Raw genomic sequence first — 13,106 nt, 5'->3', positions numbered from 1 at the left:
CTGTTCACACCGGGCGCGTGGAACCGGGACCTCTGGCACCCCGCGATCCAGCCGGACGGCCTGAAGTCCGGCGGTGCCTACGGCGCGACCTTGCCACTACTACGCGTCCCGGCTCATCGAAGGCGGCCCGTCGCACCGGGGAGCATCGATGGAACAGGTCCCCCGACTACATGGGCACCTGTTCGAGCAGGCCCACGAGCGCGCCCGCTCACGGATGACCTGTTCTCCGCTGTTGTATACCCGCTGCGTACCGCCGAAGGCCAGTAGCCGTGTTAGCGCAGGTCAGACGGCTGCCGGCCTCCGGAGCTACAGAAGGCCGCCTTTTATGTACTTCCGGCGGGCAGTCTCACGAGACCGGACGGCTACGGGCGCGTGGGGCGCTTCGCGGGCTCGCAGCACCCGACAGCGCAAGGCGCCCCATTGATCGTGCATCCGGCCACCGGGAACGGCGACAGCTTCCGCGCCGGCACACCCTCCGTGTGCTCGCGAACCAGCTCGACGACGAGTTCGGCGAAGCGCGGGTCGGTGTCCGGCGTCGCGGCCCGTGCGAAGCCCATGCCGTGCTCCGCGGCACGTTCGGCGGCCTCGTTGTCGAGGTCCCAGATCACCTCGAGGTGATCGGACACGAAACCCACCGGGCAGACCACCACCGAAGTGACGCCGTCCGCGTGCAACGCGTCGATGTGGTCGACGATGTCCGGCTCCAGCCACGGCACCTGCGGCGGGCCGGAACGCGACTGCCAGACGACGTCGTAGGTCTCGATGCCCGCTTCGACCGCGACGAGACGCGCAGCTTCGGCGATCTGGCGCGAGTAGCGGCGACCGCCTTCCGAGGGCGGCCCGGACGCGGTATCGGCGGACTCGGGCACCGAGTGTGCGCAGAAGACCGTCCGGGTTCCTGCCGGGTTCCCCAGTTCCGCGTGCGCGGCGCGGACGGCGTCGGCGAAAGCCGCGACGAACAGCGGGTGGTCGAAGAACTGCCGCAGCTTCACCAGTTCCGGCGCGCCGTCCCCGACCGCCGCGCGGGCGCGCTCGATGTCCTCGTCGTACTGACGGCAGGCGGAATAGCCGCCGTACGCGCTCGTGGGGAAGACCAGGACACGCTGAGCACCCGTCTTGGTGATCTCCGCCAGCGTCTCCTCGACCATCGGCCGCCAGTTGCGGTTGCCGAAGTGGACGGGCAGGTCGATCCCGGCGGTCGCGAGCTGCTTCTCCACCGCGGAGATCGCGGCGCGGTTCAGGCGGTTGATCGGCGAGACCCCGCCGAAGTGCTGGTAGTGCTCGGCGACCTCGAGTAACCGTTCCCGAGGGATCCCCCGCCCCCGCGTGACGTTCTCCAGGAACGGCATCACCTCGTCGGGTCCCTCGGGACCACCGAACGAAAGCCAAAGCAGCGCGTCATAACCCACCCTGACATCTTGCCGCTGTGGCGCCCCGCACGCTGACCCGGCCCATTTTGGACTGACCGATCCAAAACCTGGTACGGTCACTTCCATGGCCAGGCCGAAGGAATTCGACGAGCGCGCCGCGATCGGGCGGGCCATGGACGCGTTCTGGGGTCGCGGCTACGAGGGCACGTCGACACAGGCCCTCTGCGAAGCCACCGGCTTGGGCCGCAGCAGCATCTACAACACCTTCACCAGCAAGCACGAGCTGTTCATGCGCGTACTCGACCACTACGCCGACCGCGGCATCGTCGCCAGGACGGCGCTACTGGAGAACCCTGGGACCGGCATCGAGCGGTTCCGCTCATTGTTCTCGTTCACCATCGACGAGGAGGTCGCCACCCACGGCCGCGGTTGCCTCGTGGTCAACACCGTGGCCGAGTTCGGCGACCGCGATCCCGAGATCAAGGCGCGGATCGACGCCGACACCGGACGGCACCTCGCCCTTCTCGCGGCCTGCGCCAGGGAAGGCAGGCTCGACGGGACGATCGACGGCGCCCGCGAGCCGGACGACATCGCCGAGTTCGCACACAGCACCGTCGCCGGACTCCGGCTGATGTCCCGCCGCGGCGCCGGACGGACGGCCATGGAAGCGGTCGCCGATATCGCGCTGGGCGCGATCGCCGCGAAATAAACCGAGACAAGCCTTGTGCGAAACGCCGCCCAAATTTTGGACTGATCAATACAAAACTGGAGGGAAATCCCGTGCCTCTGGCAGTCTGCGTCCTCGGACTGAGCGTGTTCGCGCTCGGCACGTCCGAGTTCATGATCACCGGCCTGCTGCCGGGGATGGCGGCCGATCTGAACGTCGGCATCCCGGAAGCCGGGTTGCTCATCTCCGCCTTCGCGATCGGCATGGTCGTCGGCGCTCCCCTGCTCGCGATCGCAACGCTGAGGGTGCCGAGGCGGGCCACCCTGATGGCGCTACTCGTCGTCTTCGGGCTCTCGCACGTCGTCGGGGCGTTGGGCACGGGGTACGCCCTGCTCTTCGTCACCCGCGTCGTCAGCGCTGTCGCCTGCGCCGGGTTCTGGGCGGTCGCGGCGGCCACCGCGGTCGCGCTGGTCCCGGTGGAGCGCCGTGGCCGCGCGCTGGCCATCCTGGTCGGCGGGCTCACGATCGCGAACATCGCCGGCGTCCCGGCCGGGACGTTCTTGGGCCAGCACGCGGGCTGGCGGGCCGCGTTCTGGGCGGTCACGGCACTGACCGTCGTCGCGTTGATCGGCGTCTTCGCCCTCGTCCCGGAAACGCAGAACGGCGAGGTCAAGACCGTCGTCGCGACCGAACTGCGGCTCTACCGTCGCGGCCGGTTCTGGCTGGCGCTGGGCGTGATCGCGTTCGCGCAGGCGATGATCTTCGCGACCTTCAGCTACCTCGCGCCGTTGCTGACCGAAATCGCTGGACTACCGGAAAGCTGGGTTCCGGGAGTGCTGTCCCTGTTCGGGCTCGGCGCGCTGATCGGCATCACCGTCGGTGGCCGCCTCGCCGACGCGAGGCCGTTCGCCACCCTCTACGGCGGTCTGGCCGTCGCCCTGCTCGCCCTGGTGCTGCTCGCGCTCTCCGGCCCGGCGACCCCCGTCGCGATCCTCGCCGTGTTCCTGTTCGGTGTCGCCGGATTCGGGGTCAATCCGGCTTTGAACGTCCGCGCCTTCGCCGTGGCGGGCAACGCCCCGACGCTCGTCGGCGCCAGCACCACGGCCGCTTTCAACGTCGGCAACACCGTCGGCCCGTGGCTCGGCGGCGAGTCCATCGACGCCGGCCTCGGCTACCCGAGCGTCGCGTGGGTGAGCGTCGGACTCGGCGTCGCCACCGTGCTCGCCCTCACCTTCGCCGCCGGTGTCCAGCGCACCGACGACACCCGCCTGCTTCGCGAACCCGTTACCCAGTAAGGAGAATCATGTCCGACCGAACACAAGCCACCCTCGACGAGTTCTTCCGCCGAATGTCCACAGGGGACACCGACGGGGCCTCCGAACTCATCGCCGACATGGTGGAGTGGGACATCCCCGGCGCGACCGAGTTGGTCCCGTGGATCGGCCCGCGCCGGAACCCGGCGGAAATCCGCGAGTTCTACGACCTGCTCGACAAGGGCCTCATCAAGGACCGGTTCGACATCGAGCGCGTCCTCGTCGACGGGCCGCACGCGGTCGCGGTCGGACGACTGCGCTCGACCATCCGCAGCACCGGCAAGGTGATCGAGACGGCCTTCACCATCCAGTTCGAGGTGAACGACGACGGCCTGATCACCAAGTACCTGATGCTCGAAGACTCCTGGCACGTCGCCAACGCCGTCCTCCCCTGAAGTACAGGAAGGCCCCCTTCCTTGCGCCCGGCGCAAGGAAGGGGGCCTGCCTGTACTCGCGAACTCAGATGCCGAGGGCGTGCACTCCGCCGTCGACCATGATCATCGAGCCGGTCGTGGCGGGCAGCCAGTCCGACAGCACAGCGCAGACCGTCTTCGCCGTCGGATCCGGGTCGGAGCTGTCCCAGCCGAGCGGCGCGCGGTCGCCCCAGCCCTCCTCCAGCTCGGAGAAACCGGGGATCGACTTCGCCGCCATGGTCTTCATCGGACCGGCGCTGACCAGGTTGACCCGGATACCCTTCGGGCCGAGGTCGCGCGCCAGGTACCGGTTCACCGACTCCAGCGCCGCCTTCGCCACCCCCATCCAGTTGTAGACGGGCCACGCGACACGCGCGTCGAAGTCCATGCCGACGATCGACGCACCGCGCGAGAGCAGCGGCAGGGTCGCGACCGCGAGCGCCTTGAAGGAGTACGCCGAGACGTCGACGGCCACCTTCACGTCCTCGCTCGGGGCGTCCAGGAACGGCGCGCCGAGGCAGGACTGCGGGGCGAACCCGATCGAGTGCAGCACGCCGTCGAGTCCGTCGACGTGCTCACGGACGCGGTCGGCGAGTGAGTCGAGGTGCTCCTGGTTGGTGACGTCCAGCTCCAGCACCGGCGCCTCCTCGGGGAGACGCTTGGCGATGCGCTCGACGAGCGACAGCCTGCCGAAGCCGGTGAGCACGACCTTCGCGCCCTCTTGCTGCGCGATCTTGGCCGCGTGGAACGCGAGCGAGGCGTCGGTGATGACGCCGGTGATCAGCAGGCGCTTGCCTTCGAGCAGTCCTGGCACGGGACCTCCAGTCCGGAGTGGGTGATCAGTACGGGAAAACGGGGGACGTCAGTGGCCCATGCCGAGGCCGCCGTCGACCGGCAGGACAGCGCCGTTGACGTAACCGGCCTCTTCGGAGGCGAGGTAGCGGACGGCGGCGGCGATCTCCGACGGTTCGGCGTACCGGCCGGAGGGGATCTGGGCGAGGATCTCCTTCTTGCGGTCCTCACCGAGTTCGCCGGTCATGTCCGTGGCGACGAAGCCCGGGGCGATGATGTTCGAGGTGATGTTGCGCGAGCCCAGCTCGCGCGCCAGCGAGCGGGCGAGACCGACGAGACCGGCTTTGCTCGCGGCGTAGTTGACCTGGCCCGCCGACCCGGTGAGACCGACGACGGACGAGATGAAGATGTAGCGGCCCCACTTGCCGCGCAGCATGCCGCGTGAGGCACGTTTGGCGACCCGGTAGGCGCCGGTGAGGTTCGCGTCCACCACGCGGGTGAACTGCTCCTCGCTCATGCGCATGAGCAGGGTGTCGTCGGTCATCCCGGCGTTCGCGACGAGGATCTCGACGGGGCCCTGGTGCTCCTCGACGAGCTTGAAGGCGGCGTCGATCTGCTCGGCGTCCGTGACGTCGGCCTGCACCCCGAAGAGGCCTTCGGGCGCACCGGAGCCACGGTGCGTGATCGCGACCTTGTGCCCCTGCGCCACGAGGTCTTTCGCGATCGCCAGACCGATGCCGCGGTTGCCGCCGGTGACCAGTACCGACCGTCCCACAGAGCTCTCCTCGCCTCGTCTTCGTCCCGCTGACGCACTGAGGTTATCGGCTCGCCCGGGACCAGCCGGACTCGCGCCACCCCTACCTCCGGGTAACCGTGACCGTCCTAAGCGGATGTTAGGAACCGCGCGAAAACCTTGCCCGGCCGTCACGGATTGTTCACCGTGAGCCGGAACACAGGAGGTCAAAGATGACAACCCGGATCGGCGAAGCGTCGCCGCCCGTGAGCGAGCGACGAGTCGTCGGCAACGTGCTGCGCGGCTCGATCGGCAACCTGGTCGAGTGGTACGACTGGTACGCCTACGCCGCTTTCAGCACCTACTTCGCCAAGTCTTTCTTCCCCACCAAGGACACGACGGCGGCGTTCCTCGGCACGGCGGCGGTGTTCGCCGTCGGGTTCCTCATGCGGCCGCTCGGCGGCTGGATGCTGGGCCGGTTCGCCGACCGCTTCGGGCGACGAAGCGCACTCGTGCTCTCCGTCACGTTGATGGCTGCCGGGTCGCTGATGATCGCGCTGACCCCGACCTACGCCACGATCGGGATCGCCGCGCCGATCCTGCTTCTGGTCGCCCGGCTCATCCAGGGACTTTCGGTCGGCGGGGAGTATTCGACCTCCGCGACCTATCTGTCCGAAGTGGCCACTCCCGGCAAACGCGGCTTCTACTCCAGCTTCCAGTACGTGACGCTGTACGGCGGCCAACTGCTGGCGCTCGGCCTTCAGTTGCTGCTGCAGGCGATCCTCACCGAGGCCCAGCTGACGTCATGGGGCTGGCGGATCGCGTTCGTCGTCGGAGCGCTCGCCGCGGTCGTGGTGATGTTCCTGCGGCGCGGGATGGACGAGTCGGCCAGCTTCGAAGAGGCCAAGACGTCCGGAACCGGCAAGGACGCGGGTGAGAAGGGCACACTGCGCGCGCTGATCAAGTACCCCAAGGAGATCGCGCTCGTCATCGGCCTCACCCTCGGCGGCACGGTGTCGTTCTACACCTTCGCCACCTACAGCCAGAAGTTCATGGAGAACACCGCGGGCATCCCGCGCCGGACGGTCACGCTGATCCTGTTTTGCGCGATCCTCGTCGCCGCGATCCTGCAGCCGTTCGCGGGCAAGCTGTCCGACCGCATCGGCCGCCGCCCGCTGCTGATGTTCTTCGGCATCGCCGGCACGCTGCTGACCGTCCCGATCATGACGCTGATGGGCGGGACGAAGGAACCGGTACTCGCCTTCCTGTTGATGCTGGCCGGGCTGGTGATCGTCACCGGGTACACCTCGATCAACGCCATCGTGAAGGCCGAGCTGTTCCCGACGAAGATCCGCGCCATCGGCGTCGGTCTCCCGTACGCGCTCACCGTGGCGATCTTCGGCGGCACCGCCGAGCTCATCGCCCAGGCACTGAAAGGCGCCGGCCACGAGTCGGTGTTCTTCTACTACGTCGCGGGCTGTGTCCTGGTGTCGCTGATCGTGTACGGCACAATGCGGGAAACCTCGAAGACCTCGGAGCTGGACAGGAAAAAGCAGCCCGAGCCCGAGCTGGTGTCCGGTCGCGAAGGCTAGGCGGGAAGGTATGGCCGTGCGAGTGCTGCTTGTCGAGGACGACGCCGGCGTCGCCGACGCGCTGGCCGAAGCACTGCAAGCGCGCGGCCACACCGTCTCCGCGGTGATCCGGGGCAGCGACGCGTTGCACCGGCACCGCGAAGCGGACGTCATCCTGCTGGATCTCAACCTGCCCGACGTGCACGGGCTCGACGTGCTCAGGAAGGTCAGGCAGGTCTCGCCGGTGCCGGTGCTCGTTCTCACCGCGAGCGGCGACGAGCGCTCCGTCGTACGCGGGCTGCGGCTCGGAGCCGACGACTACCTGACCAAACCGGTTCGCCTGGCCGAACTGCTGGCGAGGATGGACGCCGTCGTCCGGCGCGCCGCCGTCTCGGCCGCTCCGCAGGACGGTGTCGTCCGCGTCGAAGACGTCGAAATCGACCTCGGGGCACGGCGGGTGCTGGTCGACGGGCACGACATCGGTCTCACCGCCAAGGAGTTCGCCGTCCTGGCCGTGCTCGCCACGCGGCCGGGTACCGCGGTGAGCAGACAGCAGCTGATGGACGAGGTCTGGGGCGACGCGTACCTCGCCGTCTCCCGCTCGCTCGACGTGCACCTGACCCAGCTGCGCGCGAAGCTCGACCGGCCGGGACTGCTGACCACGATCCGGGGTTTCGGCTACCGTCTCGGCCGGGACTGACCGGTGCGCACCCGGCTGCTGGTCGTCCTCGTCGCGCTCGCGCTGACCGTGGTCGCCGCGTTCGCGATCCCGCTGTTCGGATCGACCGCCGCGCAACGGACACAGCAGCTGGTGATCGCCCGCAACGCCGACGTCGACCGGTTCGTCGTCCTCGCCCAGCAGGCCGTCGACGCCGGTGACCCGTCCGCGCTGGCGGTCGACGCCGCACGGTATTCGTCGTTATACAGCGAGGACGTCGTGGTGGTCGACGCGCGTGGGGTGCCGCTGGTCGAGACCGGCGGCATGGCGGCCGCGGAACCGGTGGTCCACTCGCTCGTCGAGTCCGCCCTTCGCAACCAGCTCGCGAAAGGACCCGAACAGCTCAGCCCGTGGTCGGCCGATCCGGTCTACTTCGCCCGTCCTGTCGGCACCGGCACGCGAGTGGCCGGGGTGGTCGTGCTGCGGGCGTCGGTGGCCGCGGCGGCGGACGACGTCACCGCCCGCTGGGCCGCGATCGTCGCGGGCGCGGTGCTGGTGGCGGCGGTGTTCGTACTGCTCGCGGTGCTGCTGGCGCGGTGGATGGTGCGGCCGCTGCACGAACTGGAGACCGGCGTGCAGGCGGTGACCGAGGGGCATCGCGCACAGGTGCCCGACCGGGCAGGGCCGAGGGAACTGCGGTCGCTCGCGACGTCGTTCAACCGGATGTCCGACGCCGTCGTCGAGGCGTCCGAACAGCAACGGCGGCTCGTCGCGGACACGTCGCATCAGTTGCGGAATCCCTTGGCCGCTTTGCGATTGCGGGTCGACTCGCTGGCCGCGCAGGTCGACGGCGACGGCCAGCGGGCGTATCGGGCGACCGTCGCGGAGGTCGAACGCCTGGAGTCGTTGCTCGACGGACTGCTCGCGCTCGCCCTCGCCGAAAGCGCGGCGACCAGGCTGGCCGCCGGCGAATCCGGTGACGAACCTTGCGACCTTCCTTCCGTGCTCGCGGAACGGGTCGACGCCTGGCGTCCGTCGGCCGACGACGCCGGAGTCGACCTCGCGGCTGCCGAAGGGCATCACGCGCCGGTGCCGGTACGGTGCCCGGAGGGCGATCTCGCCCAGGTGCTGGACGTCCTGCTGGACAACGCGGTGCACTACGCCGGCCGGGGCGCGACCATCACCACCGGCTACGAAACCGGCGACTCGACCGCCACGGTCTTCGTGTCCGACAACGGTCCTGGACTGTCCACAAAGGACCGTGAACGGGCGACCGAACGTTTCTGGCGGGCCGGTGGCGACGGCGCGCCGCGCGGAACGGGGCTCGGGCTCGCGATCGCGAGCCAGCACGTACTCGCCAGGGGCGGGAAGCTCGAGCTGCGCGAGGCGAAACCGCGTGGACTCGAAGTCCGCGTCGAAATTCCTCTCGCCGGGAGCACGCCATGACCGTCACCAGGCGCACCGCACTCCTCGCCGGGCTCGCCACCCTCGCCGGCTGTTCGACGGCGGGCTACCAGGGCCCGGACCGGGAGATCGTCATCGCGGCGGGTGAGAGCGGCGGATTCTACCTGGCCTTCGCGGAACTGCTGGCCCAGCAGCTGAACCGGGCGGAACCACGGCTGCGCGCGACGGCCGTCGCGACCGAGGCCAGCGTCGAGAACCTGCGGCGCCTGCGGGACGGGCGGGCCGACCTCGCGCTCGTCCTCGGCGACGTCTCCGAGTCCGCCTTCGCCGGAGCGGAGCCGTTCTCCGTCCCGATCGCGTTCTCGGCCATCGGCCGCGTCTACGAGAACTACCACCAGCTCGTGGTCCGCGCGGACGGCGGCGTGCGCTCGCTCGCCGACCTGGCGGGACGGCCGGTGGCGATGGGGGCGAGCGGGTCCGGCGTCGCGGTGTTCAGCACCCGGCTGTTCGCCCGCGCCGAAGTCCCGGTGAACGCGAAGAACCTCCTGCTCGGGCAGGCGTCCAACGCGCTGGTGGCGCACGAGGTCGACGCGCTGTTCTGGTCCGGCGGGATCCCCACGCCCGCGCTCACCGAGCTGAACCGGACCACCCCGATCACGCTCCTCCCGCTCGACGCCCATTTTCCCGCCCTGCGCGCGGGCTACGGCCCGGTGTACGACCTGGTCCACGTCCCGGCCCAGGCCTACCAGGGGGTCGGGGAACTGCGGACGATCGGCGTCGCGAATCTGTTGCTGGCGGCGCCTTCCCTTCCCGACGACGTCGCGGCCGCCGTCACGCGGGTGCTGGCCGGGCACGCCGCCGATCTCGTCCCGGCACCCGCCGTCGGAACCCAGTTCCTCGACGTCCGGACACTGATCGGCACCGGCAAGGTTCCGCTGCACCCCGGGGCCGCGTCGGCCTACCGTGCCCTTCACGGGTGAGACCGGCTCCATCTCCAGGGTGATGCGCGTAGTACCGGAGCGCTGCCATGGTCGGAGGCAGGCGGCCCACCCCGGCCGCCCCGATCCGGAAGGACCAGCAGTGTCATCGAGACACACCAGGGTGGTGTGGGGTTCGGCGCTCGTCGCGGGCCTCGCGCTCGTGGGCGGGCTCGCCACGACCGCCCCCGCCGTCGCGGCGGAGCAGGCCAAACTCACCGCACCGGCCCTCACCGGCCAGTACGAGGTCGGCACCACCGACCTCCACCTCGTCGACCGGTCCCGGCCCGATCCGTGGAAACCGGAGCGGCGCCGGGAGGTCATGGCCACCGTCACCTATCCGGCGGACCGGTTCGCCGACGGCCCCCGGGCACCATGGTTCAGTCCCGCCATGGGCGGCGTCATCGACCAGGCGCTCGCGGGCGAGGACTACCTCGACCTCCCGGTCGGCTCCATCGACTGGGCGTCGGCGAAACGACGGGCCGAGACCGGCGTCCCCGCGGCTCACGACGTTCCGAAGCCGGTAGTGCTCTTCTCGCCGGGCTTCGGCGGTCCGCGAGAGATGTACACCGCCCTCGTCGACGATCTGGCGAGCCGCGGCTACGTGGTCGTCTCGCTCTCGCACACCTACGAGAGCGCGGCCGTCGAATTCCCCGGCGGACGGCTCGAAACCGCGCTTCCCCCGGGCGAGGGCTCCGAGTTCATGAAGAAAGCGCTCGACGCGCGGGTCGGCGACAGCCGGTTCGTCCTCGACCAGCTCACGAAGATCACCCGCGGCCAGAACCCGGACGCGGAGAACCGGCCGCTCCCCCGCGGGCTCGGCCGGTCACTCGACCTGTCCCGGGTCGGCGCCTACGGGCATTCCTACGGCGGGTTCACGGCGGGCGAGACGATGGTCCACGATCGCCGGGTCGACGCCGGGATCAACCTGGACGGCGCGATGGCGACGGCGTTCGGCTATCCACCGGGAAGCGCCTACATCCCTGGCGAGGTCACGAAACGCGGCCTCGACCGGCCGTTCATGCTGATGGGCGCCGAAGGGGTCGACCCGGAAGGCAAACCGATCGAGCACACGCACCGTCATCCCGAATTCGACCGCAGCTGGGCGGACTTCTGGGCCAACCAGCGTGGTTGGAAGCGGGACCTGCTCCTGCGTGGCGGCAGCACGCACATGGCTTACAGCGATCTGCAGGTCGTCGTGCCGCAGCTGGGTTCGCGAGTGGCGCCGGAGAAGCGTGAGGCGGTCATCGGCACCATCGATCCCCGTCGTTCGCTTGCCGCGCAACGGGATTACGTCGGAGCGTTCTTCGATCTGCACCTTCGTGGCTGGGAAAAGCGCATGTTCGACGGCGAGTCCCCGCGATATCCGAATATCGATTTCATCGAGTAGAGCTGAAGGGGACTTTCCCCACATGCCATCGGGCGAAGGACGCTTTCACCCCATGCGATGCGGGGAAAGCGTCCTTCAGCTCCTACGAGCCACTACATCTTCGTTGATCCGGCGACGCTCCGGAAGGCGGCGCCGCCCGCGTCCGTAAGCGAGTCGTACGCCGCCTTCCGGTTGGCTCAGCCGGCCTGGACGCCGGGGCGGCGGTCCTCGACGACGTAGCTGGCCCGCGTGCTGATCGGCGCGCCGGGGGTGTTGACGAACGGCACCACTCGGAAGTCGCTCCGCCAGCGGTGCCGGTTGACGTTGACCCGGACGTAGCCGCGCTGGTTGTTGAAGAACTTCATGTGCGGGTTGGCCTTCAGCAGGTTCTCCCCGGCGGGCGTCATGTCGGCGCCGTTGCCACCGCTGGTGATCGACGTCCCGACGAACTCACTCGCGACGGTGGGCGAACCCGGGTCGCCGAAGTCGCGCTTCAGGTCCCAGGCGTAGTTCTGGTGCCGGTCGCCGGTGATGACCACCAGGTTCCGCACACCCCGGTCCCGCGCCGCCGCGAGCACCCGGTCGCGGTCGGCGACGTAGCCGTCCCACGGGTCCAGGTACACGTTGGTCGCCTCGCCCGCGTCGGTGTCGGTCTGGCCCATCGGCGCCTGGTTGCCCAGGATCTGCCACCGCGCGTGGGACCGGGAGAAGCCGTCGAGCAGCCACCTCCGCTGTTCCGAGCCGAGCAGGGTGCGGTCCTCGTCGAGCCGCTCGGCGCAGTTCGCCGACTGGCCGTCGCCGCACGGCTGGTCGTCGCGGTACTGGCGGGTGTCGAGCATGGTGAAGTCGGCCAGCGTGCCGTAGCTCAGCCGCCGGTGCAGACGCGCGTCCGGCCCCTTCGGCAGCTGGGCGATGCGATAAGGCAGGTGCTCGTACATCGCCTGGAACGCCTGGGCGCGCCGCTGACGGAACACCACCGGGTCCTGGTCGGGCTCGTTGTCGGCCTGGGAGTGGTCGCCCGCCCAGTTGTTCTCCACCTCGTGGTCGTCGTTGACGTGGATCCACGGGAAGGCGGCGTGCGCGGCCATCAGTGGCGCTTCGGACTTGTAGAGCGCGTACTGCAGCCGGTAGCGCGCGAGGTCGAAGGTCTCACCCTTGAACTGCGGCCCCACCGGCGTCCCGCGTCCGACGCCGGTGACGCCGCTTTCGTAGAGGTAGTCACCCAGGTGCACGACCAGGTCGAGATCCTCGGCGGCCAGGTGGTTGTACGCGGTGAAGTGCCCGGCCTCCCAGTTCTGGCAGGACGCGAACGCGAAGTTCAGTTCGCGCGGCGACGACCACGCGATCGGCGCCGTCCGCGTGCGGCCGACCGGGGAGATCTCGCCGCCCGCGCGGAAGCGGTAGAAGTACTGGTGATCCGGGGCGAGGCCGTGGACCTCGGGATGCACGGAGTGGCCGAGTTCAGGGGTGGCGACCACGGAGCCGCGGCGGATCACGGCGCGGAAGCGCTCGTCGAGCGAGACCTCGTACTCGACGCGAACCGGCTTGCGCGGCATCCCGCCGAAGCCGTCGGCGTCGTAGGGCTGTGGTGCGAGCCTGGTCCAGAGCACGACACCGCCGGGCAACGGGTCACCCGACGCGACACCGAGGGTGAACGGGTCACCGGAGCCGCTCGCGAGCGGCATCGCGCCGGCGGCGTTCCAGGCACCGGTCCCCAGGAGGACGGCGGCCGCACCGGCGGAGCCGTAACCGAGGAAGCGACGCCGCGACAGGGGGTGAGGGAGCGAAGGCATGAAGCCCTCCTGTGGTGGGATGGTCACGGGCGGCCTCATGCTCGTC

12 protein-coding genes are annotated in these 13,106 nt (G+C 69.6%); 8 read left to right on the top strand and 4 right to left on the bottom strand.

What is annotated here, in order from left to right; genetic code table 11:
* Positions 1-362: 362 nt before the first annotated feature.
* A complete protein-coding gene (locus ACM6LU_RS18250; protein ID WP_414938903.1) occupies positions 363-1,409 on the bottom strand; it encodes a ferrochelatase in 1,047 nt (348 codons plus the stop codon).
* A gap of 85 nt (positions 1,410-1,494) precedes the next feature.
* Between ACM6LU_RS18250 and ACM6LU_RS18245 the strand changes: the two genes are divergently transcribed.
* The 3 genes from ACM6LU_RS18245 to ACM6LU_RS18235 all read left to right on the top strand — a co-directional run bounded on the left by ACM6LU_RS18245 (position 1,495) and on the right by ACM6LU_RS18235 (position 3,745).
* Complete coding sequence (locus ACM6LU_RS18245) at positions 1,495-2,079, top strand: TetR/AcrR family transcriptional regulator (protein WP_414938902.1); 585 nt, start codon at positions 1,495-1,497, stop codon at positions 2,077-2,079.
* A 71-nt stretch (positions 2,080-2,150) separates the two neighbouring features.
* A complete protein-coding gene (locus ACM6LU_RS18240) occupies positions 2,151-3,332 on the top strand; it encodes a Cmx/CmrA family chloramphenicol efflux MFS transporter (protein WP_414938901.1) in 1,182 nt (393 codons plus the stop codon).
* Positions 3,333-3,340: 8 nt separating this feature from the next.
* On the top strand, positions 3,341-3,745 hold the full coding sequence (locus ACM6LU_RS18235) for a nuclear transport factor 2 family protein (protein ID WP_414938900.1): 405 nt from the start codon (positions 3,341-3,343) through the stop codon (positions 3,743-3,745).
* Positions 3,746-3,809: 64 nt separating this feature from the next.
* On the opposite strand, the gene fabI is transcribed toward ACM6LU_RS18235, so the two are convergent.
* Together fabI and fabG are read right to left on the bottom strand one after the other, a co-directional pair.
* On the bottom strand, positions 3,810-4,577 hold the full coding sequence (fabI, locus tag ACM6LU_RS18230; RefSeq protein ID WP_414938899.1) for an enoyl-ACP reductase FabI: 768 nt from the start codon (positions 4,575-4,577) through the stop codon (positions 3,810-3,812).
* 48 nt (positions 4,578-4,625) lie between these two features.
* Positions 4,626-5,330, bottom strand: a complete 705-nt coding sequence (gene fabG / locus ACM6LU_RS18225) for a 3-oxoacyl-ACP reductase FabG (RefSeq protein WP_414938898.1) — start codon at positions 5,328-5,330, stop codon at positions 4,626-4,628.
* Positions 5,331-5,521: 191 nt separating this feature from the next.
* Here fabG and ACM6LU_RS18220 point away from each other — a divergent pair, with 191 nt between their 5' ends.
* The 5 genes from ACM6LU_RS18220 to ACM6LU_RS18200 all read left to right on the top strand — a co-directional run bounded on the left by ACM6LU_RS18220 (position 5,522) and on the right by ACM6LU_RS18200 (position 11,288).
* Positions 5,522-6,880, top strand: a complete 1,359-nt coding sequence (locus ACM6LU_RS18220) for an MFS transporter (protein WP_414938897.1) — start codon at positions 5,522-5,524, stop codon at positions 6,878-6,880.
* Positions 6,881-6,890: 10 nt separating this feature from the next.
* Positions 6,891-7,559, top strand: a complete 669-nt coding sequence (locus tag ACM6LU_RS18215) for a response regulator transcription factor (RefSeq protein WP_414938896.1) — start codon at positions 6,891-6,893, stop codon at positions 7,557-7,559.
* A gap of 3 nt (positions 7,560-7,562) precedes the next feature.
* Entirely contained in the window at positions 7,563-8,963 is a 1,401-nt protein-coding gene (locus ACM6LU_RS18210; protein ID WP_414938895.1) for a sensor histidine kinase, read from the top strand.
* Entirely contained in the window at positions 8,960-9,901 is a 942-nt protein-coding gene (locus ACM6LU_RS18205; RefSeq protein WP_414938894.1) for a TAXI family TRAP transporter solute-binding subunit, read from the top strand. The genes ACM6LU_RS18210 and ACM6LU_RS18205 overlap by 4 nt, the downstream gene beginning before the upstream one ends.
* A 100-nt stretch (positions 9,902-10,001) precedes the next feature.
* Positions 10,002-11,288 carry an alpha/beta hydrolase family protein gene (locus ACM6LU_RS18200; protein WP_414938893.1) on the top strand — a complete coding sequence of 429 codons (1,287 nt, stop codon included), beginning with the start codon at positions 10,002-10,004 and terminating at the stop codon, positions 11,286-11,288.
* Positions 11,289-11,464: 176 nt separating this feature from the next.
* Here ACM6LU_RS18200 and ACM6LU_RS18195 read toward each other — a convergent pair whose 3' ends face one another.
* Entirely contained in the window at positions 11,465-13,060 is a 1,596-nt protein-coding gene (locus ACM6LU_RS18195) for an alkaline phosphatase D family protein (RefSeq protein WP_414938892.1), read from the bottom strand.
* Between the last annotated feature and the right edge of the window lie 46 nt (positions 13,061-13,106).

Source organism: Amycolatopsis sp. cmx-11-51, from assembly GCF_047608665.1.
Taxonomy (GTDB): Bacteria; Actinomycetota; Actinomycetes; order Mycobacteriales; family Pseudonocardiaceae; genus Amycolatopsis.
This window is presented reverse-complemented; position numbering and strand designations above follow the sequence as displayed.